General features: G+C 72.8%; 18 protein-coding genes and 1 pseudogene. 8 read left to right on the top strand and 11 right to left on the bottom strand.

Annotated features, from left to right (window positions below):
• Nucleotides 1-74: 74 nt before the first annotated feature.
• Nucleotides 75-473, top strand: coding sequence for an SgcJ/EcaC family oxidoreductase (locus CFP65_RS29070; RefSeq protein ID WP_104818967.1), 399 nt, complete (start codon nt 75-77; stop codon nt 471-473).
• A gap of 115 nt (nt 474-588) precedes the next feature.
• On the opposite strand, the gene CFP65_RS29065 is transcribed toward CFP65_RS29070, so the two are convergent.
• From CFP65_RS29065 to CFP65_RS29055, 3 genes are all read right to left on the bottom strand, one after another.
• On the bottom strand, nt 589-2,049 hold the full coding sequence (locus CFP65_RS29065; RefSeq protein ID WP_254552626.1) for an FAD-dependent oxidoreductase: 1,461 nt from the start codon (nt 2,047-2,049) through the stop codon (nt 589-591).
• A 139-nt stretch (nt 2,050-2,188) separates the two neighbouring features.
• Entirely contained in the window at nt 2,189-3,364 is a 1,176-nt protein-coding gene (locus CFP65_RS29060) for an acyl-CoA dehydrogenase family protein (protein WP_104818966.1), read from the bottom strand.
• A gap of 257 nt (nt 3,365-3,621) precedes the next feature.
• Entirely contained in the window at nt 3,622-4,395 is a 774-nt protein-coding gene (locus CFP65_RS29055) for an SDR family oxidoreductase (RefSeq protein ID WP_104818965.1), read from the bottom strand.
• Nucleotides 4,396-4,619: 224 nt separating this feature from the next.
• Here CFP65_RS29055 and CFP65_RS29050 point away from each other — a divergent pair, with 224 nt between their 5' ends.
• Nucleotides 4,620-5,849, top strand: a complete 1,230-nt coding sequence (locus CFP65_RS29050) for a cytochrome P450 (protein ID WP_104818964.1) — start codon at nt 4,620-4,622, stop codon at nt 5,847-5,849.
• Nucleotides 5,850-5,928: 79 nt separating this feature from the next.
• On the opposite strand, the gene CFP65_RS29045 is transcribed toward CFP65_RS29050, so the two are convergent.
• Nucleotides 5,929-6,471: a flavin reductase family protein gene (locus CFP65_RS29045; protein WP_104818963.1), complete on the bottom strand. Its 543-nt coding sequence runs from the start codon at nt 6,469-6,471 to the stop codon at nt 5,929-5,931.
• A gap of 217 nt (nt 6,472-6,688) precedes the next feature.
• On the opposite strand from CFP65_RS29045, the gene CFP65_RS29040 reads away from it, so the two are divergent.
• Together CFP65_RS29040 and CFP65_RS29035 are read left to right on the top strand one after the other, a co-directional pair.
• A complete protein-coding gene (locus CFP65_RS29040; RefSeq protein WP_104818962.1) occupies nt 6,689-8,230 on the top strand; it encodes an aspartate aminotransferase family protein in 1,542 nt (513 codons plus the stop codon).
• Nucleotides 8,231-8,239: 9 nt separating this feature from the next.
• Nucleotides 8,240-9,007, top strand: coding sequence for a thioesterase II family protein (locus tag CFP65_RS29035; RefSeq protein WP_104818961.1), 768 nt, complete (start codon nt 8,240-8,242; stop codon nt 9,005-9,007).
• Nucleotides 9,008-9,064: 57 nt separating this feature from the next.
• Here the strand turns inward: CFP65_RS29035 and CFP65_RS29030 are convergent, their stop codons facing one another.
• The 6 genes from CFP65_RS29030 to CFP65_RS29010 form a co-directional block, all read right to left on the bottom strand.
• Entirely contained in the window at nt 9,065-9,277 is a 213-nt protein-coding gene (locus CFP65_RS29030; RefSeq protein ID WP_158702408.1) for an acyl-CoA carboxylase epsilon subunit, read from the bottom strand.
• 20 nt (nt 9,278-9,297) lie between these two features.
• On the bottom strand, nt 9,298-10,872 hold the full coding sequence (locus CFP65_RS29025; RefSeq protein ID WP_104818959.1) for an acyl-CoA carboxylase subunit beta: 1,575 nt from the start codon (nt 10,870-10,872) through the stop codon (nt 9,298-9,300).
• 29 nt (nt 10,873-10,901) lie between these two features.
• Nucleotides 10,902-11,921 carry a beta-ketoacyl-ACP synthase III gene (locus CFP65_RS29020; RefSeq protein WP_104818958.1) on the bottom strand — a complete coding sequence of 340 codons (1,020 nt, stop codon included), beginning with the start codon at nt 11,919-11,921 and terminating at the stop codon, nt 10,902-10,904.
• The gene (locus CFP65_RS29015; protein ID WP_104818957.1) at nt 11,921-13,705 is read right to left on the bottom strand and encodes a fatty acyl-AMP ligase; all 1,785 of its coding nucleotides are present in this window, start codon (nt 13,703-13,705) and stop codon (nt 11,921-11,923) included. Before CFP65_RS29015 ends, CFP65_RS29020 begins: the two co-directional genes overlap by 1 nt.
• On the bottom strand, nt 13,702-13,878 hold the full coding sequence (locus CFP65_RS39275) for a hypothetical protein (protein WP_217368195.1): 177 nt from the start codon (nt 13,876-13,878) through the stop codon (nt 13,702-13,704). Before CFP65_RS39275 ends, CFP65_RS29015 begins: the two co-directional genes overlap by 4 nt.
• Nucleotides 13,879-14,088: 210 nt before the next feature.
• Nucleotides 14,089-14,475, bottom strand: coding sequence for a nuclear transport factor 2 family protein (locus CFP65_RS29010; protein WP_104818956.1), 387 nt, complete (start codon nt 14,473-14,475; stop codon nt 14,089-14,091).
• Nucleotides 14,476-14,707: 232 nt separating this feature from the next.
• Here CFP65_RS29010 and CFP65_RS41305 point away from each other — a divergent pair.
• From CFP65_RS41305 to CFP65_RS29000, 3 genes and pseudogenes are all read left to right on the top strand, one after another.
• Nucleotides 14,708-14,962 (top strand): annotated as a pseudogene (locus tag CFP65_RS41305) (NAD(P)-binding domain-containing protein); the annotation flags it as partial.
• Nucleotides 14,939-15,193: a hypothetical protein gene (locus CFP65_RS42620; protein ID WP_371682553.1), complete on the top strand. Its 255-nt coding sequence runs from the start codon at nt 14,939-14,941 to the stop codon at nt 15,191-15,193. The pseudogene CFP65_RS41305 and the gene CFP65_RS42620, both read left to right, overlap by 24 nt.
• 346 nt (nt 15,194-15,539) lie before the next feature.
• Complete coding sequence (locus tag CFP65_RS29000) at nt 15,540-18,008, top strand: BTAD domain-containing putative transcriptional regulator (protein WP_104818954.1); 2,469 nt, start codon at nt 15,540-15,542, stop codon at nt 18,006-18,008.
• Between the two features lie 28 nt (nt 18,009-18,036).
• On the opposite strand, the gene CFP65_RS28995 is transcribed toward CFP65_RS29000, so the two are convergent.
• A complete protein-coding gene (locus CFP65_RS28995) occupies nt 18,037-18,360 on the bottom strand; it encodes a putative quinol monooxygenase (protein WP_104818953.1) in 324 nt (107 codons plus the stop codon).
• Between the two features lie 70 nt (nt 18,361-18,430).
• On the opposite strand from CFP65_RS28995, the gene ligA reads away from it, so the two are divergent.
• The gene (gene ligA / locus CFP65_RS28990) at nt 18,431-20,500 is read left to right on the top strand and encodes an NAD-dependent DNA ligase LigA (RefSeq protein ID WP_371682552.1); all 2,070 of its coding nucleotides are present in this window, start codon (nt 18,431-18,433) and stop codon (nt 20,498-20,500) included.
• Nucleotides 20,501-20,559 lie beyond the last annotated feature (59 nt).

The raw sequence follows: 20,559 nt of genomic DNA, 5'->3' as shown, positions 1-20,559 counted from the left end.
CCGAGTGAGGCGACCCCGGATAGCTTCGCTGCACGTCCCGGTTCGACCGCGAAGAGAGTGGGAGCAATTCCGACATGACCAACACCGCTGAGAACTTCGAGCTCGCCGGCGATGCCGAGGAGCACGGCAGGCTCTACGTCCAGGCCTTCAACTCCGGTGACGTGGAGGCCGTGAACCGGATGTACACCGAGGACGCCATCTCGGTCTGGCAGCCGGGCCAGCCGCTCACCGGCCAGGCCCGCAAGGAGGCCCTCGCGGAGTTCCTCTCGATGCGGCCGACCATGACCGCCGAGCTGCGTGAGAAGCACGTGACCGGCAACACCGCGCTCCTGGTGGTCGATTGGCAGATCGACGTGACCACCCCGGAGGGCCCGGAGCACCTCCAGGGCACCGGCCTGGACGTGCTGCGCCGGGGCGAGGACGGCAAGTGGCGGTTCGCCATCGACAACCCCTTCGGCACCGAAGCCGCCTGACAAACCGTCTGACGGATCGTCAAAAGGCCGTGACTCCCGAGAGCCACGGTCTTTCGGTTCGACGGGACGGCCCTGAGCGGGGTGGCGCCACCCCGCCCAGGGCCGTCCCGTCGGTTCAGGACAGGCGCACCGCACCCACCCGGGACCAGCTCTGCATCGCCTGGTCCGCGGCCGTCAGGCCGGACTCGATCGCACCGTCCACGAAACCGTTCCACCCACTGGCGATGTCACCGGTGGCGAACGAGAGCCGGCCCTGGGGCTGCTGGATAGCCGGGTAGAGCGAGGTGAGCTGCCCCGGCTTGCCGAGCGCCCAACCCCCCAGGGAGTAGGGGTCGTTGCCCCAGTCCTGCGCCCGGTAGTCGAGCAGCCGGGCCGAGGGCAGGTAGTGGCGCACGGCGCTCTCTATCGCCGTCGAGCTGGTGAGGTCCAGGGCCGGCAGGCCGTTGAAGGCCACCATGAGCTGGCCGCCCGCCACCTGCCCCTGGGAGATCAGGGTCGTGATCACGTCCCCCTCCGCGCCCCGGGCCACCACCCGGTCGGTGACCCCGGAGACGTACAGCCAGAGCTTCCTGGCGTTGGGTACGCCGACGCCCTGGGTGGTCGCCGCGGTGTGGGCGGCGGGCAGGCCCGGGGTGAACCGGATGGTCTGCCAGAGGTTGACGGGCACCGCCACCACCGCGACCGGCGCCGAGTAGCGGCGGCCGGACTTGGTGGTGACCTGGACTCGCGAGCCGTTGTCGTCGATCGCGGCGACCGGCGAGTTGAGCCGCAGGTCGACGGCCGCGTCGTTGAGCATGGCCGTGATCAGGCCGCCCATGCCGGTGCCGGGGCGGTAGGCGGTGGCCGCCTCCCACCCGTCGTTGCTCCAGCCCGCGAGCGCCCACCAGTGCGCCAGCGCGGCCAGGCCGCCGATCGCACTCGATCCACCGGACTGGCCGGCGGTCAGACCGCTGAGCCAACTCTCGTCCTGGGCCGAGAGGTTGAGCTGATTCAGCCGGTCCCGGAGGGAGAGCTTGTCGATCGGGGTCAGCAGGTCCCGGCGGTACAGCGGGTCGGACGGGCGGGGCAGGTAGTCCTTGGCCCCCGCGAAGAGCTGCTCCATGAGCTGGCTCATCTTGGCGTCGGCGTCGGCGATCCCGACCTGGGCCGGCCCGCCCGGGCCCGGCAGCAGCATCCGGTCCGGCATGCTCCCGGAGACCGTGCCCAGGTTGTAGCGCTGGAGCTCGGCCATCACCAGCGACTGGGCGGAGCCGACCCACTGCCCGCCGTACTCGATCTGCTGACCGAGGAAGGTGTCGGTCCAGGTCCGGCCACCTATCCGGCCGCGTGCCTCCAGCACCACCACCCGCAGCCCCTGCTTCCGCAGGGCCCGTGCGGCGGTGACGCCCGCGAAGCCGGCGCCGACCACGATCGCGTCGTACCAGCTGGACGTGGAGTCCGTGCCGGTGGTGTCCGCGCTCGCCACCCCCACGCCGGCCGTGCTGACCAGCGAGGCGAGGCCGGTCGCCTTGAGCAGGTTGCGGCGCGACAGCGCGCGCCGGGCTCCCGGGACGACCGGAACTCTGTTCTCGTTCACTCTTCTCTTCCTTAGGGCTGGTGCCACGGCACCGGGGGTATGCCGGGACTACGGGATCGATGGCTACGGGGGTCAAGGGCTACGGGCGGCCACGGGGGCCTACGAGGCCGTTCGGGCGCCGGTCCGGGCCGGCCTGCGGTCAGAGCAGCGGGGTGTCGGGGTCGAGGCCGAGCAGCACCCGCCCGTACACCTCCAGGCTCGGCTGGAGCAGGATCATGCCGTGCAGCGCCAGCCCCTGGAGGTCGCGGTGGAAGCGCTGGATCGGCACCGCCCGCTGGATGGCCGTGGCGCCGCTGGCCTCGTAGAGGGCCGTGGTCGCCTCCTTGGCCAGCTCCACCGCGTAGGCCGCGTGGCCGCGCACGGTGGCGCGCTCCTCCAGCGTCAACTGCTCACCGGCGTCGGCACGTTCCTGGATCGTCCGGTAGAGGCCGGCGAGCAGTGCCTCCGCCGCCGCGATCTTGCTCGCCGCGGTGGCCACCTGGATCTGGGTCAGCGGGTGCTGCGCCTGGTCGGTCCAGGAGGTGTACGTGATGCCGCGGCCGGGCAGCCGCTCCAGGAAGAGGTCGTGGGCGCCGCGCGCGATGCCCACCAGGGACGCCGCGCCCTGGGCGATGATGTAGCTGAAGAGCCCGTACTCGCGGCCGGTCGGTGCCGGCGGGACGTACCCCTCCGGCGGCTCGGCCAGCATCTCAGCCGAGATCACCACCCGGTGGGCGGGCACGAACACGTCCGCCGCCGAGGAGGTGCAGCTGCCGGTGGCGGCCACCGAGGAGGTGTGCCAGTCGTCCTCGATCGAGAAGTCCGACATCGGCACCATCGCGACGGCCTCGTCGTAGCCGCCGTCCGGCCGCTCCACCACGGCGGTGGCGATGTTCCAGTCCGCGCCCCGGCAGCCGGAGTTGAACTTCCAGCTGCCGTTGAGCACGTACCCGCCCTCGACCGGGGTGAGCACCCCGCTCGGGGTGAAGCCGCCGGAGATCCGGATCGAGGGCGAGGTGAAGATCTCCTGCTGGAGCTGCTCCGGGTAGAGGGTCGCCATCCAGGCGCTCGACACCCAGACGCTCGCCACCCAGCTCGTCGAGGCGCAGCCCCGGGCGAGTTCGGCCAGCACCGCCGCCTGCTGCGCGACCGGCAGGTCGAGCCCGCCGAAGCGGCGCGGGGTGGCCATCCGCAGGACGCCGGCCTTCTCCAGGAGAGCAATGTTCTCGTCCGGTATCCAGCGCTGCTCCTCCGCTTCGAGGCCATTCTTGCGGAGCGTCGGAACGATTTCCCTGACGGAATCCAGCAGGCTCTCGAATTCGGTTTGCGAGGTCATGGTCCGCCCTCTCGATTCATCGGTTCGCGGAACTTTCGGCACAACGTACCGGAAGCTCCGCCGAACCGGCCCAGGAGTCAGTCACGCACCGGTCATCAGCGAATCCGGCGGAATGTCCGACACCGATGACCGGCCGATGACCGGGGAATGGGCGGGGAATGGGAGCGCACCACTCGGACGGAACGGCGGCCGAACGCGGTGCTGCCCCCGGACGACGGAGTCCGGGGGCAGCACCGCGTTCGGTCACACGGCCGCGACTACTGCTGCGGCGGCTGCGGCCGGGTGATCCGCTGGCCGAGGCCGCCGTCCACGTTCAGCTCCTCACCGGTGGTGAAGGTGGCGTCGAAGGCCAGGAACAGCACCGCCTGGGCGACCTCCTCGGAGGAGCCGTGCCGGCGCATCGGGGTCAGCTGGTCGCCGATCGCCTCGAAGGCGGCGAGCATCTCGGCCGAGGCACCGGTGATGCCGGCGGTCGGGGTGTGGATGAAGCCCGGGCTCACCGCGTTGACCCGGATGTTCCGCGGCAGCAGCTCGGCCGCGATCACCTTGGTCAGCGAGCGGACGGCGGCCTTGGAGGCCGAGTAGACGCCCATGCCCGGGTTGCCCGAGTCGTTGGCGATCGAGGTGGTGAAGACGATCGAGCCGCCGTCCTTGAGCAGCGGGGCGAGCCGCTGCGCGGTGAAGAACGCGCCCTTGGTGTTGACGTTGAAGGTCTGGTCGAAGAACTCCTCGGTGACCTGGCCGAACGGGCCGAGCTGGGCGTAGCCGGCGTTGACGAAGAGGAAGTCGAAGTCGCCGAACTTCTCCTCGACCACGCCGCCGAGGGCCTCGATGTCGCCCAGGTCGGCGGTGTCGGAACGCACCACGTGCGCGGACGGACCGAGCTCGTTCCGTGCCGCGTCCAGGTTCTTCTCGTTCCGACCGGTGAGCAGCACCTCGGCGCCGCCGTCCACCAGGGCCTGGGCCGTGGCGAGGCCCATTCCGATCGTCCCACCGATGATTACGGCCTTCTTGCCCGCGTACTTGCTCATGAAATCCCCTCTGGCCGCCCGAAGGCGCGACATGCCCTCATGCAAAGGACTCTCCTGCTGTGCCGTCAGGATTCCCCAGCTTTCCGAGTGGATCAAGTACGCACCATGAGGTTCGTACTTACCCCGAGGTCAGTGGAGTGGAAAGACCGGCCCGTGAACACCCAGTGACGAAGCCCTCCTATGGTCGGTCGATAAGTTCCCGATCCCACCAGGGGAGACACCCGATGAGGCAAGAAACCTGCCCGTACGTCCTCGACCCGGCCGGGCGCGACGTCCACGGGGAGGCCGCCCGGCTCCGCGCCAGGGGGCCGGCCACCCTGGTCGAGCTGCCCGGCGGGGTACGGGCCTGGTCGGTCACCGACCAGGAGCTGATCAAACGGCTGCTGACGGACGACCGGGTCTCCCGGGACTCCTACCGGCACTGGCCGGCCTGGGAGAACGGCGAGGGCGAGCTGGCCAAGTCCTGGTCGTTGGCCATCTGGGTCCAGGACCGGAACATGATCACGGCGTACGGAGCCGAGCACAGCCGGCTGCGCAAGCTGGTGGCCCGGGCCTTCACCGCCCGCCGGACGGCCGCGCTGCGGCCCAGGATCGAGGCGATCGTCGGCGAGCTGCTGGACCGGCTGGCCGGCACCGCGGCCGACGGCCCCGTGGACCTGCGAGCGGAATTCGCCTACCCGCTGCCCGTGCAGGTGATCTCGGAGCTGCTCGGGATCCCCGAGGAGTCCCGCCCGGAGCTGCTCCGGATGATGCACGCGATCTTCCAGACCTCGCTCTCGGAGGAGGAGGCGCAGGCCAACGGGATCGCGCTGTACACCTTCGCGGCCGAGTTCATCGCGAGCAAGCGGGCGCGGCCCGGCGAGGACCTGACCAGCGATCTGGTCGCGGTCCGGGACGAGGACGGCTCCGGGCTGACCGAGCGCGAGCTGATCGACACCGTGTTCCTGATGTACTCGGCCGGGCACGAGACCACGGTCAACCTGATCGACCACACCGTCACCGCCCTGCTCGCCCACCCCGAGCAGCTCGGGCTGATCCGGAGCTCCGCCGCGACCTGGGAGGACGCGGTGGAGGAGAGCCTTCGGTACGAGTCGCCGGTCGCCAGCATGCCGCTGCGCTTCGCCGTCGAGGACATCGCACTGGATGACGTGACGATCGCGAAGGGCGACCCGATCCTGGTCTCCTTCGGCGGCGCCGGTCGCGACCCTCAGGTGCACGGGGAGAGCGCCGACCGCTTCGACCTCACCCGCGCCACCCGCCGCGACCACCTGGCCTTCGGTCACGGCGTGCACTTCTGCCTCGGCGCGCCGCTGGCCCGGCTGGAGGCCACCGTCGCCGTCTCGGCCCTGTTCGACCGCTTCCCCGGGCTCCGGCTCGCCCACCCCGCCGAGCGGCTCGACCGGCTGGAGTCCTTCATCTCCAACGGCCACCGCGAGCTGCCGGTCCTGCTCTGAGCCCGTACCGAACGACCGCCGCCGGTCGGCCCGTGGCAGCGGGCCGACCGGCGGCGGTCGTGTCTCGGGAGCCCGGCGGCTACACCGACGCCTCCCGGGCTCCGGGCCGGAAGGTGCCCTCGTAGTGGAGGAGGGCCTCCCGGGCGGGGCCGCGCCGGGAGTCGAGCACGCTGCCGACGAAGATCGTGTGGTCACCGGCCAGGTGCGAGTCGACCAGCTCGCACTCCAGCCAGCCGAGCGCGCCGTCCAGCAGCGGCGCGCCGGTGCGGGCGCCGGCGGTGGTGCGGACGGTGGCGAACTGGGCCGGGCCCAGGGTGCGTTGCTTGTCGGCGAAGTACCGGGCCTGCGGCTCCTGGTCGACACCGAGCAGGGAGACCGCGAAGTGCCCGGCGGACCGGACCGCCTGGTGCATCACCGCACTGTGGGCCACGCAGCAGAGCACCATCGGCGGCTCCAAGGAGACCGAGCTGAACGCGGTGGCGGTCATGCCGTGGACGGACTCCCCGCCGACCGTGAGCACGACCACCCCGGTGGCGAACCGCGCCATCACCTCGCGCAGCGAGGCGGCGGCCGTCGGCTGGTCGAGGTCGACCAGCCGGGAGGAGCGACTGATGTCGGACATGTCATCCTTCCGGGAGTAAATGTGACGCTCCATCAGACTGATTCATGGTCAATGACCTGCGACGCTACCGGGGCAGCTGTCACCCGTGGTCACCCCCAGGTAACCGGAGATCCGCCCCGAGGGACGCGGCGCCCGCTTACCGGCCCGTGACCGCGAGGGGGGCGGGCCGCGCATATGGTCGGGCCCGACCGTCACCACCAAGCACCGGAGGGCCGACATGACCGCAGCCGACGCACCCGAACTCGACCTGGTGGAGCCGCACATGCTCGGTTTCCTGACCCAGCTCGGGATCGACGTCGAGTACGTCCGCGCCGAGGGCAACACCCTCTGGTACCGGGACCGGGACGGCCGGGAGATCCCGGTGGTCGACTACGCCGGCGGCTACGGCGCGCTGGTGCTCGGCCACAACCACCCCGAGCTGGTGGCCACCGCGCAGCAGTTGCTGGCGGACGGCACCCCGATCCTGGCCCAGGCCTCGCTGCACCCCTACGCGAGCCGGGTGGGCGCCGCGCTGAACACCATCCTGCAGCGCGAATTCCCCGGGGCGGAGCCGTACTTCACCGTCTTCGCGAACAGCGGCGCGGAGTCGGTGGAGGTGGCGGTCAAGCACGCCGAGCTCGACCGGGTGCTCCGGGTCCAGGCCCTGTTCCAGACTGTCGAGGCCGAGACCGAACGGGCCCGCGCGGCGGTGGCGGCCGGACAGGCCGGCGACCCGGCCGAGTTCGACCGGCTGCTCGCCGAAGTGACAGCGCACAACGCCGAGTTGGCGGGCCGAGCGCCGCTCTTCCTGACCCCGGAGGGCTCCTTCCACGGCAAGCTGGTGGCCAGCGTCCAGCTGACCTACAACGCCGCCTTCCGGACACCCTTCGCGGCGATGGCCGCCCCGGCCAGGTTCGTGCCGCTGAACGAGCCCGGCGCACTCGCCAAGATCGTCGAGGCCGAGCGGGTCAGCGCGCGGAGCCTGGCGGTGGCGGACGGCACGGTGCGGGTGGTCGAGCACGAGTTCCCGCTGTTCTGCGCCTTCGTGCTGGAGGTGATCCAGGGCGAGGGCGGGATCCGGCCGGTGAGCGAGGAGTTCGCCCGAGAGATCGAGCAGGTCTGCGCGGAGATCGACTGCCCGATCGTGGTGGACGAGATCCAGAGCGGCCTCGGCCGCACCGGCGCCTTCTTCGCCGCCTCGCACCTCGGCCTGCGAGCCGACTACATCACCCTGGCCAAGGGCCTCGGCGGCGGCATCGCCAAGACCTCCGCCACCCTGATCCGGGCCGGCCGGTACCGCAAGGAGTTCGAGCTGCTGCACAGCTCGACCTTCGCCAAGGACACCTTCTCCTCGGCGCTGGCGCTCCGGGTGCTGGAGCTCCTGGAGGCCGACGGCGGCGCCGCGTACCGGCTGGCGGAGCGCAGCGGCGAGCGGCTGCTGGCCCTGTTCGAGGCGCTCCGCCGGGAGTTCCCCGAGGTGGTCACGGACGTCCGGGGGCGGGGCCTGATGATCGGGCTGGAGTTCCGCGACCAGTCCGCCGCCACCGCTGCCGGGATCCGGGAGGCCGCGCAGTCCGGCGTCTTCGGCTACGTGCTCTCCGGCTTCCTGCTGCGGGCGCACCGGATCCGCACCTTCCCGACCGCGAGCGCCGTGAACACGCTGCGCTTCGAGCCCTCCGTCCACCTCTCCCAGGCCGAGATCGACCAGTTGGAGACGGCGCTGCGCGACCTGTGCGCGGTGCTCGCCCGGCAGGACGAGCACCGGCTGTTCCAGGGCTGAGGGGCCGCGATGACCACCCCACCCGCCGACGGCCGGGGCTGGCTCCGCAGGCTGGCCGCGCCACTGCCGGACGTGCCCCGGTTGATCTGCTTCCCGCATGCCGGCGGCGCGGCCAGCGCGTTCGTCCCGCTGGCCCGCGCGCTCGCCCCCGAGGTCGAGCTGCTGGCCGTCCAGTACCCGGGCCGCCAGGACCGCCGTCTCGAACCGCCCGCCACCCTCCTCACCGGGATGGCCGAGGCGGTCGCGGCCGAACTGCGCCGCGCCCCCGCCCGGCCGTACGCCCTGTTCGGCCACAGCATGGGCGCGCTGGTCGCCTACGAGACGGCCCGCCTGCTCACGGCCCCACCGGCGAAGGCCCCCGCGGCCGGCCCGGTGCGGCTCTTCGTCTCCGGCCGGAGCGCGCCCTCGCTCGGTCCGGGCCCGGCCGACCTGGTCCGCGGCGACACCGAACTGCTGGACCGGATCCGCCTGTTGGGCGGCACCAGCGGTGCCGTGTTCGATGACCCGGAGCTGCTCGCCCTGGTGCTGCCCGTGCTGCGTGCCGACTACCTGGCCCTCAGCGGCTACCGCTGGACGCCGCAGCCGCCGCTGCCCTGCCCGCTCACCGCCCTGGTCGGCGACGCCGACCCGGTGGTGCCGGTCGAGGCCGCCGCCGGCTGGCTCGAACTCACCTCGGCTCCAGCCGAGTTGGAGGTGTTCGGCGGTGGCCACTTCTACCTCGACGGCGCGGTGGAGCAGCTCGCCAAGGTGATCCGCACCGCACTCCAACCCGCCTGACCGACACGACGGTGCCCGGCCCGTCCCCGAGGGGGCAGGCCGGGCACCGTCGTACGCTCAGCGCCAGCCGCTCGCGCGCCAGGCCCCCGGGCCGCGCAGCTCCGGCGCCCGCCGCAGCCGCTCGCTCCGGTCCGAGCGCGGCACTCCGCCGCCCCCGGCCGCCGCACCTCGGCCGGCCGCGCCCTGACCACCCGCGACCACGGCCAACGCGACGACCACGGCCGCGAGTTCGGCATCCGTCGGGCACCCGCGGGTGACTCGCAGACCCACCTCCCCCTCCCCCGGCGCCGTCACAGCGGGATGTTCCCGTGCTTGCGGGGCAGCCGGGTCTTGCGCTTGTCCCGGAGCAGCCGCAGCGCACCGGCCACCTGGGCGCGGGTCTCCTGCGGCAGGATCACCGCGTCCACGTAGCCGCGCTCGGCCGCCAGGTAGGGGTTGCAGAGCGCCCGCTCGTACTCGGTGCGCAGCCGCTCCCGCTCCGCCTCCGGGTCCTCGGCCTCCCGCAGGGCCTTGCGGTGCAGGACGCTGACCGCGCTGTCGCCGCCCATCACGGCGATCTCGGCCGTCGGCCAGGCGAGGTTGACGTCGATCCCCAGGTGCTTGGAGCCCATCACGCCGTAGCCGCCACCGTACGCCTTGCGGGTGATCACGGTGACCATCGGCACGGTGGCCTCCGCGTAGGCGTAGATCATCTTCGCGCCGCGCCGAATGATGCCGCCCTGCTCCTGGTCGAGGCCGGGCATGAAGCCCGGCACGTCCACGAAGGTCAGCACCGGCACGTGGAAGGCGTCGCACATCCGGATGAACCGGGCCGCCTTCTCGCTCGCGTCGATGTCGATCACCCCGGCCAGGTGCATCGGCTGGTTGGCCACCACGCCGACGCTGCGCCCGTCCACCCGGCCGAACCCGCAGATCATGTTGCGCGCGAACATCGGCTGCACTTCGAGCAGTTCGCCGTCGTCGAGCACGCTGTGCAGCACCCGCAGCATGTCGTACGGGCGGTTGCGGTCGTCCGGGATGAGGGTGTCCAGGGCGAGGTCGCTCTCGGTCAGCCCGGCCGGTGCCTCGCTGCGGTAGACCGGCGGGTCCTCCATGTTGTTGGCGGGCAGGTAGCCCAGCAGGAGGCGGACGTACTCGAAGGCGTCCTTCTCGTCGGCGGCCAGGTAGTGCGCGTTGCCGGAGACGGTGTTGTGGCTGAGCGCGCCGCCCAGCTCCTCGCGGTCCACCTCCTGGCCGGTCACGGTGCGCAGCACGTCCGGGCCGGTGACGAACATGTGCGAGATGCCGTCCACCATCACCACGAAGTCGGTGATCGCGGGGGCGTAGACCGCCCCGCCGGCGCACGGGCCGGTCATCAGCGAGATCTGCGGGACGACCCCGGAGGCCTCCACGTGCCGCTTGACCAGCTCGGCGTAGAGGGCGAGCGAGACCACGCCCTCCTGGATCCGGGCGCCGCCGGAGTCGTTGATGCCGATGATCGGGGTACCGGTGCGGGTGGCGAAGTCCATCACCTTGATGATCTTCTCGCCGTACACCTCGCCCAGACTGCCGCCGAAGACGGTGAAGTCCTGGGCGAACAGGCAGACCTGGCGGCCGTCTACGGTGCCGTAGCCGGTCACCACGCCGTCCCCGAGCGGCCGTTGGCGCTCCATCCCGAGGTTGTGGCAGCGGTGCCTGGCCAGCGCGTCGAACTCGACGAAGGAGCCCGGGTCGAGCAGCGCGTCGATCCGCTCGCGAGCGGTCAACTTGCCCTTCTCGTGCTGGCGTCGGACGGCTCCCTCGTCCACCGGCGCGCGGGATTCGGCCCGCCGACGGGTCAGCTCCGCGATCCGCTCGGCCGTGGTGCCGGCTCCGTGTCCAGGCATGGTGTCTCCCTTGGCTGTGCTCGTTACGGTCATGGCAGCGCCACCACCTGGGCGGCGTAGGCCAGCCCGGCGCCGAAGCCCACCAGCAACGCCAGGCCGCCGCTAAGGAGTTCACCCCGGGCCAGCAGGTCGTCCAGGGCCAGCGGGACGGAGGCGGCCGAGGTGTTGCCGGAGCGGACGATGTCGCGGGCCACCGCGGTGTGCCCGGGCAGGCCGAGCCTGCGGGCCGAGGTGTCCACGATCCTCAGGTTGGCCTGGTGCGGCACGAACGCGGCCAGATCGGCCGCGGTGACTCCGGCGGCGGCCAGCGCCGCGCCGCCGATCTCGGGCACCTTGGCGATGGCCCAGCGGAACACCTGGGGGCCGTCCATCCGCAGGGTGGGCCAGGGGTCGGGGCGCTCCCGGGCCTCCGGCCAGGACCGGTCGCGGGCGATCAGCCCATGCCGGTCGCCCTCGGTGCCCCAGACCACCGGCCCGACGCCCGGTACCGCGGCGGGGCCGAGCACCACCGCACCGGCGCCGTCACCGAAGATGAAGGCGGTGTCCCGGTCGTAGGGGTCGACGATGTCGGTCATCCTCTCGGCCCCGACCACCACCACGTGCCGGGCCGCGCCGGCCCGGATCATCGAGTCGGCCACCCCCAGCGCATAGCAGAACCCCGCGCAGGCGGCGCTCAGGTCGGTGGCCGCCGCCCGGCCGGCGCCCAGCAGGTGGGCCACCTCCGGGGCCGCCGCCGAGGCGCGGCCGAGGTGGGACATCGAGGCGAGCAGCACCAGGTCGACCTGGGCGGGGGCCACCCCCGCCTGGGCCAGCGCCTTGAGCCCGGCCTCCACCGCCATGGTGACCACCGTCTCGCCCGGCCCGGCGAAGTGCCGGGTGGCGATGCCCGAACGCTGGCGGATCCAGGCGTCGTCGGAGTCGATCCGGGTGCAGATCTCCTCGTTGCCGACGATCCGGGCCGGCCGGTAGGCGCCGACACCGAGGATCCGGGAGCCCGCCGGGCCGGCCGGCGCGGCGCGTAAGGCGGCCGGGGCCGGTGCGGCCGCCATCACTCCTCCCCACCGGAGACGATCGCCTGCGCCAACTCCCCGCCGGTGTAACGGGACCGGCAGAGCCGCCGCTGCACCTTGCCGCTGGAGGTGCGGGAGAGCGCCCCGCGCCGGAGCACCACGATCTCGTCGGCCTCCAGCCGCTGGTTCTCCCAGATCGCGTCCCGCACCCGCTTGCGCAGCTCACGCAGACCCGGCTGCTTCAGCACCCGGCCGTCCGCCTCGACCAGCACCACCAGCCGCTCCCGCCCGCCAGCTCCGTCCGTTCCGTCAGCTCCGTCCGCTTCGACCGAGAAGGCCGCCGCGCAGTTGGGGTGCAGGCCCGGCACCGCGCCCTCGGCCGAGAGCTCCACATCCTGCGGGTAGTAGTTGCGGCCCTGGCGGATGATCACGTCCTTGAGCCGACCGGTGACGTACAGCTCGCCCTCGTGCAACAGGCCCAGGTCACCGGTGCGCAGGTACCGCCCGGTCTCCTCGCCCGCGATCCGGGCCCGGAAGGTCAGCTCGCTCTCCTCGGGACGGCCCCGGTAGCCGGCGCCCACGCACGGGCCGTCCACCCAGATCTCGCCCACCCGGCCGTCCGGCCGGGCCACGCGGCTCTCCGGATCGACGATCCGCACCACCGTGCCGGGCACCGTCACCCCGCTGCTGACCAGCGGCACCGCGCCGGGCGCGGTCTCGCCCACGGGCTCGGCCCGCCCCTCGCGCAGGCCCTCGGCGGCCAGCCAGAGCACCCCGGGCTCGCGGGTCTGCGGGCTGCCGGTGACCTTGAGGGTGTTCTCCGCCAGCCCGTACCCCGGGCACATCGCGCGGGCCGCGAAACCCAGCGGCGCGAAGGCCTCGGCGAAGGCCTGGACGGTCTGCCGGCGCACCGGCTCGGCACCGTTCGCCGCCACCCGCCAGCTGCTCAGGTCCAGCTCGGCGCCGACCCCGCCCTCCCGGGCGGCCCGGACGCACAGCTCGTAGGCGAAGCTGGGCGCCGCCGCGTGGGTGCCCCGGAACCGGGAGACGGCCTCCAGCCAGCGGGCCGGGCGGCGGATGAACGCCTCCGGCTCCATCAGGTAGGACGGCACCCCGGCCCAGAGCGGCAGCACCACGCCGAACAGCAGGCCCATGTCGTGGAAGAGCGGCAGCCAGGAGACCACCCGGGCGTCCTCGCCGCAGGGCCAGAGCTCGTCCGTCTCGGCGGCGTTGGCGGCGAAGTTGGCGTGCGTGATCACCACGCCCTTCGGGTCCCCGGTGGAGCCGGAGGTGTACTGGAGCAGCGCCACCCCCTCGGCCGGCGGGCTGACGTAGCACCACCCGTGCGCCAGGGTGACCGGCAGCAGCGTGGTGTCCACCAGGGTCAGCCCCGCGAGCTCGGGCGCGTCGGCGAAGTTCTCCTCCAGCTCGCGCTTGACGGCCGTGGTGGTCAGCACCGTGGTGGTCCCGGCGTCGTCCGCCACCCGGCGCAGCCGGGCCAGCCCCTGTCGGCGGCGCGGCACCTGCACCGGGGCACCGGCCACGCCCGCGTACATGCAGCCCAGCAGGCTCCGGACGAACTCCAGCCCGGACGGGTAGAGCAGCACCACACTGCCCCCGGCGAGCCCGGCCGCCACCAGGTAGCCCGCCCGTACCCGGGCGGCCAGGTCCAGCTGACCGTAGGTCAGGCTCGCCGCCGGCTCCTCGCCGTTGCGCAGGAAGACGTAGGCGGTCTGCTCGGGCTGCAGTCTGCTGCGCAGCCGCAGCGCGTCCGGAAGGCTGCGCACCTCACCGGACCCCAGATCGGCGCCGATCGTGCTCATGCTTCGGTGCTCCTTCCGGCCCGGCGGATCACGGAGGTCCGCGAGAAGATCGCCAGCAGCATCTCGGCGTTGGTCGCCACCCGTCGGAGTTCCACCGGATCGCCGCCGCCCGACCGCTCGGCGACCTCGCGCGCGGATTTCCCCACCCTCACGTACTCGGCCACAGGTTCCATTCACCCTCCCCGGAGAACGCAGTCAAGGCAGACCCTAAGGCGCCCGGCACACCACCCCTCAAATGCCGGGTCACGGCGCGGTAATCGCCCGTTCCCCCCACCGGAAAGACCGCCGAAATGACGGGGATTCACCGGCGGCCGGACAGGGAAATGCGGCGGCGCCGGCCCCGGGCGAGATCACCCGGAGCCGGCGCCGCCGCCGACGACCCGTCAGGCCGTCGGGACCGGCCGGTCCACGGCCATCGTCCACTTGCCGTTCGCGTCCCGGAACAGCACGTCGGTGCAGGTGCCCTGCACGGTGTGGACCCCCTCGGGGCCCGGGATGTCCAGGGTGTAGTCCACGATGAGCAGCGAGGTGTCGCCCGTGGTGTAGGTCTGCTTGACCCGCGAGCGGATCTTCGGCCCGGTGGCCAGGAATTCCTTGAAGAAGGCGGTCCGCTCCGCCCCGGTGAGCGCCACCCCGGACATGTTGGAGATCGCGTCGGGCGCGTACATCGAGTCGAAGGCGGCCCCGTCACCCTCGTTGAAGACCCGGATGAACAGCTCGTTCTGCAGGTCGGGGTCGTCCGGAATGGCGAAGTCGTAGGCGTCGGTCATGGTGGTGGTGCTCCCGTTCTCTCGATGCGCGAAAGTCCCGCTCGGAATCATTCCCGGCCCCGGTCACGAAGCGGTAATCTGCCGGCCTCCTCCCGGTGGTTAGCCGACGGTTACCCGGCGGTGGACTCGTGGATCCCCGCCGGCCGACGTGGCACGGACTTGTAGGTAAGTACTTGCCGCGACTCCGGACGGCCACTAGTTTCGACCCGAACTCGCCGATATGCCGAATGCAATGTCTACCCCAGGAATTACTGTCATGGCGGATGAACACCGCACTCCCGTAACCGTCCTCGGCCTCGGCCTGATGGGCACCGCCCTGGCGGCCGCATTCGTCGCGGCCGGCCACCCGACCACCGTCTGGAACCGCTCCGCCGGCAAGGCGTACGCGCTCGTCGCACAGGGCGCGGTGGAGGCGGCGGGCGTGGCCGAGGCGGCGGCGGCGAGCCCGGTGGCGGTGGCCTGCCTGCTCGACTACGACGCCCTGCACGGCTTCGCCCTGGTCGGCTCGGAGAAGATCCCGGCGGCGGCACTGCTTCCCTTCGCCGAAGCCTGGATCACCCACGTCGCGCTGCCCGGCATCGCCGGGGCGGCCCAGCAGGTGGACGCGGGCCAGTACGGCAACGCCGTCTCCACCGTGGCCCTCGACCAGGTCGGCCTGGCCAAGCTGGTCAAGGCCAGCAAGGCCCAGGGCATCCGCCACCCGAAGGGCGCCGAGTGACACGCTGACCCACCCCCCGAACAGCAGCCAGGCCCGGAGCGGACCCCCGCCGCCCCGGGCCTGGCTGCCTTTTCCGTTCCCGCGCTTCGGCACCCACCTCCCCCCAATCGGAATCCGGCCGTACGGTCATTGGCGGAATCCTGCCCGTCGAGGACGAGATCAGGCCATCGACACCGCTCAGAAGCCGCACCCAGGGATCTCCCAGGTGGTTACCAAAAAGTCAGTACTTACCTTGGGGTCTGTCGGGTGGCATCGTGCAGAGGGGGTAGACGAATCAACTGGCCGGAAGCCACTGGTCGCGCCACCCGCTCGTCATACCCCGGGAAATTCGACTTAGGGGGAATCAGTGCAGTTCCGTGTTCTGGGTCCGCTGGAGATTCTGGAAACCTCCGGCCCCGTCGCGCTGGGCGGGGTCAAGCAGCGGGCCACCCTCGGCTTCCTGCTGCTCCAGCCCAACCGCGTGGTGCCCACCAGCCAGTTGCTCAACGCCCTCTGGCCGGTCGACGACGCCCCGGCCTCCGCCCGCAAGATCCTGCAGAACGCGGTCTGGGGCCTGCGCCAGCTGCTCTCGGCCGCACCGTCCGAGCCGTCCCGGCAGGCGCCCGAACCGGCCGGATCCGGCCGGGCGGCCCTGCTGACCCAGGCTCCCGGCTACCGGCTCCAGGTCGACCCGGAGGCGATCGACCTCCACCGGTACCAGCGCCGGGTGGAGGAGGGCCGGGCGAAGTTGACGGCCGGAGACCCGGCACAGGCGGCCCGGTTACTCCGGGACGCCCTCGCGCTCTGGCGCGGCACCGCGCTGGCCGACCTGGTCGAGACCGGCGTCTGCTGGCCGGAGCTGACGACCATCCAGAACGCCCGGCTCGACGCCGTGGAGGACTGCTTCGAGGCCGAGCTGGCCTGCGGACGGCACCACGAGATCCTTCCCGAGCTGGAGGCCACGGCCACCACCGCGACGCTGCGCGAGCGCTCGTACGGGCAGCTGGTGCTCGCGCTGTACCGCTGCGGGCGCCAGGCCGACGCGCTGAACGCCTACAGCCGGCTGCGCACGGCCCTGGTGGAGGAGCTCGGCCTGGAGCCGAGCCGGGAGCTGCAGGCGCTCCAGCAGGCCATCCTCAACCACGACCCGGCGCTCAACCTGGAGGCCGCCGAGCCCGCCCCGGCCCCGGTCGAGCTCCGCCGGCCCGCTCGACCGGCGGCCCCGACCACCGAGGCCGCGCCCCCGCGCCCCGTCACCCCGGCCCCGACGCCCTCCGCCGCTCCTTCCTCCGCCGCTGCGCCCTCGCTCCCGCTATCGCCCTCCGGCGCACCGTCGCCATCCGCCCCGAGCGGGGCCGGGCCGCGGCCGGCGACGGCGGAGCGGGAGCAGGTCAGCGTGCTGATCATGCGCACAATCCTGGACGTCGAGCTGCACCAGGACGCGCCCTCGGACATCGACGAGCTGCTCGACGAGATGTCCGGGATGATCCAGGAGCACATCCGGCACTTCGGCGGGGTGGTCGCGGCCTCGATCGGCTCGGTCTCGCTCGCGCTCTTCAAGGGCCGCCAGGGCGAGGGCCACGCCGAGGACGCGGTGTTCGCCGCGATGGCGATCCGGGACGGCTTCCGGGCCGCCGCCGGGCTGCTGGCCCACTCCGCCCCGGCCGGGCAGCAGCCGGAGTTCCACGCGGCCGTGGCCACCGGGGACGCCCTGCTGCGCTACCACCGGGAGGACCCGACGGTGCCCGTCTCGATCACCGGCAGCCTGCTCGACCGCTGTCAGCAGCTGCTCGACCTGGCCGAGGAGGGCGAGCTGCTGGCCTGCGACGCCACCTACCGGGCGACCTCCGCCCTGGTCGCCTACGGGGACGGTCCGGCCTTCGAGGACGCGGAGGGCGCCGGTTGGCCGATCCACGGCCCCCGGCGCGGGGCGCGTCCGCAGGAGGGCCTGCCCACCGTCGAGCGCGAGCTCGAACTCGAGCTGCTGCGCGGCGTTCTGGACCGCACCAGGCTCCGCTCGATGCCGCACCTGGTGACCGTCCTGGGCGACCGGGGGATCGGCAAGACCACCTTCCTGGCCGAGTTCGAGCGGCTGGTCGCCGACCGGTCCACGCCGGTCCGGGTACTGGTCAGCCGCGCTCCGGCCACCGGCGACGGCAGCGTCGCGGCCACGCAGGCCGAGACGCTCAAGGCGTACTGCGGGATCACCCCGGCCGACTCGCCGGACGCGGCCCGGACCAAGCTCGCCGAGGCGCTCGACCGACTGGTCTGCCCGGCCGAATCCGCCTGGCTGCTGCCCTGCCTCCTCCGACTGCTCGACCCCGCGGCCGCCGAAAACGCTTATGACGCCCAGGACGCCGAGCCGGCCGAAGGCGCCCCGACCGCCTCCGAAGGCTGGTGCCGACTGATCACCGAGATCGCCATCGCCGAACCGCTGGTCATCGTGATCGACGACCTGCACAACGCCGAGGACGCCCTGCTCGACCTCGCCGACAACTTCGCCGAACTCTCCGGTCCGATCCCGCTGTTGGTGGTCGCGGCGGCCGGCCCGGAGCTGCTCGGCCGCCGGCCCGGCTGGGGCGGCGGGCGGCGGCACGCCACCACCATCACGCTGGAACCGCTCTCCGACACCGCCATCGACCACCTGTTGGGGCTCGTCCTGCCCAACTCCCGCACCAGCTCGCGTACTTCAGCCAGCTGGTTCCGCAAGGCCGTCCGGGCCGACTCGGCCAGCACCCCGCGCGACCAGCGCCGGCACACCCTCAACCCGCTGCGCGCCGCCGCCGGCCGCGATGCCGGCCCGCCCTGGCCGCTGATCATCCCGCACGCCAGCTGACCCCCGGCGGCCGGTCCGCCACCGCCCGTCAGTCGACGACGAGCTCGCCCATCGCGCTCCACCCCGTCGCTCCCTCGATCGTGGTGCTCACGATCTCGGGGGTGCGGCGCAGCAGCGGCTGCATCGCCGCCAGCCCGGCCCGGAAGTGGTCGGAGTTGACGTGCGCTTCCCCGGCGCCGTCCCGGAAGGCCTCGACCAGCACGTAGGTGTCCTGCTCCTCCAGGCTGCGCGACCACTCGAACCACAGGTTCCCGGCCTCCGCCCGGGTCGCCTCGGTGAACGCGGCCACCCGCTCGGGCCACTCCTCGACGTGCTCGGCCTTGACCTGGAACTTCACCACGATGAAGATCATCCTGCTGCCTCTCGCCTTCCACTGCCTGCTGCGGACTGCCTTCGTCCGATTGTCGGTGCCGCTCGGGAGGATGGGTGCCATGACGACGGACACCACGCCCCTGCCCTCCCCCGCCGCCTACGCCGCCGCGGTCAGCTCCGCGGTGCGGGCCGCCACCGCGTACTACACCGATGGCAGCACGCCCCTGGGCGACGACGAGTACGACGCGCTGCTGCGTGCCATTCTCGCGTACGAGCAGGAGCACCCCGACGAGGTGCTGCCCGAGTCACCGAGCGGCAAGGTGGCCGGCGGCTCCGTCCAGGGCGACGTGCCGCACTCGGTGCCGATGCTCTCGCTGGACAACGTGTTCTCCGACGAGGAGCTGGCCGAGTGGGCGGCCGGTCTGGAGCGCCGGCTCGGCCGGCCGGTGGCCGCCTGGTGCGTGGAGCCCAAGCTGGACGGCCTGGCCGTCGCCGCCCGCTACCAGGGCGGGCAGTTGGTGCAGCTGCTGACCAGGGGCGACGGCCTGGCCGGCGAGGACATCACGCACGCCGCCGAGGCGGTGCTCGGCCTGCCCGCCACCCTCGCCGAGCCGCTCGACCTCGAGCTGCGCGGCGAAGTCCTGCTCACCACCGCCCAGTTCGACGAGGCCAACCGGATCCGCACCGAGCACGGCGCCACCCCCTTCGCCCACCCGCGCAGCGGCGCGGCCGGCACCCTGCGCGCCAAGGACCGCCCGTACCGGATCGAGCTGACCTTCTTCGCCTACGGCGCCGTCGGCCTCGACCACCTCGACCACAGCGCCCTGCTCGAAGCTCTGGCCGCGCTCGGCGCGCACACCGCCGCCGGCACCCCGGCGGCCCCGCTGCGCTGCGCCGACCTCGCGCAGGTCGGGCAGCGGATCGCGGCGATCACCGCGCTGCGCAGCGCCCTGCCGTTCGGGATCGACGGCGTGGTGGTCAAGGCCGACGCCGGAGCCGACCAGCAGGCGGCCGGCTCCGGCTCGCGCGCGCCCCGCTGGGCGGTGGCCCGCAAGCTCGCCGCCGAGCACAAGGTGACCCGGCTGCTCGCGGTGGAGTGGAACGTGGGCCGCACCGGCATCATCGCCCCGCGCGCCGTGCTGGAGCCGGTGGTGATCGACGGCGTCACCGTCACCTACGCGACCCTGCACAACCCGGCCGACATCACCCGGCGCGGCCTGATGCTCGGCGACCAGGTCTTCGTCTACCGCGCGGGCGACGTGATCCCCCGGGTCGAGGCCCCGCTGGCCGACCAGCGCACCGGCGCCGAGACCGAGATCGTCTTCCCCGAGGCCTGCCCGCGCTGCGAGGACGCGATCGACAGCTCCGAGCAGCGCTGGCGCTGCGTGCGGGGGCGGGCCTGCCAGGCCGTGGCCTCGGTGCGGTACGCGGCCGGCCGCGACCAGCTCGACATCGAGGGCCTTGGCGGCACCCGCGCCGTCCAGCTGGTGGAGAGCGGCCTGGTGAGCGATCTCGCCGACCTCTTCACCCTCACCAAGGAGCAACTGCTCACCCTGGACCGGATGGGCGAGGTGAGCGCCGACAACCTGCTCGCCGCGATCGAGACCGCCCGGGGTGCGGCCCTGCACCGGGTGTTCTGCGCCCTCGGCGTCCGGGGCACCGGCCGGACGATGTCCCGCCGGATCGCCGCCCACTTCGGTTCGCTGGCCGCCATCCGCGCCGCCGACGCCGACACCCTCGCCGAGGTCGACGGCATCGGCCCCGAGAAGGCCCGCCTGATCTCCGCCGAACTCCTCTCCCTGGCACCGCTGTTGGACCGCCTGGCGGCCCAGGGCGTCGGCACCCAGGTGGCCGAGCCGCAGCGCACCGCAGCGGTGGCGGCCGAGGGCGACGGGGAGACCGTCGGCGCAGGTCCGCTCGCCGGCCCGCTCACCGGCGAGACGGTGGTGGTCACCGGCTCGATGACCGGCCCCCTCGCCGCCCTCTCCCGCACCGAGGTGAACGAACTCGTGGAGCGGGCCGGCGGCAAGTCCTCCTCCTCGGTCTCCCAGCGCACCACCCTCCTGGTGGCCGGCGAGAAGGCCGGCTCCAAGCGGGCCAAGGCCGAGTCGCTGGGCATCCGGATCCTCTCCCCCGAGGAGTTCGCCGAGCTCGTCGCCGACCACCTCCCGTCCGCCTGACCGGAATCCGCCGATCGACTCCGCACCTCACCGGCCTGCGCCGGTCCCGCCCCCGCCCC

This window comes from Kitasatospora sp. MMS16-BH015 (assembly GCF_002943525.1).
Taxonomy (GTDB): Bacteria; Actinomycetota; Actinomycetes; order Streptomycetales; family Streptomycetaceae; genus Kitasatospora.
Note: the sequence above shows the minus strand (reverse complement) of the source record. Positions and strands in the feature narration are given on the sequence as shown.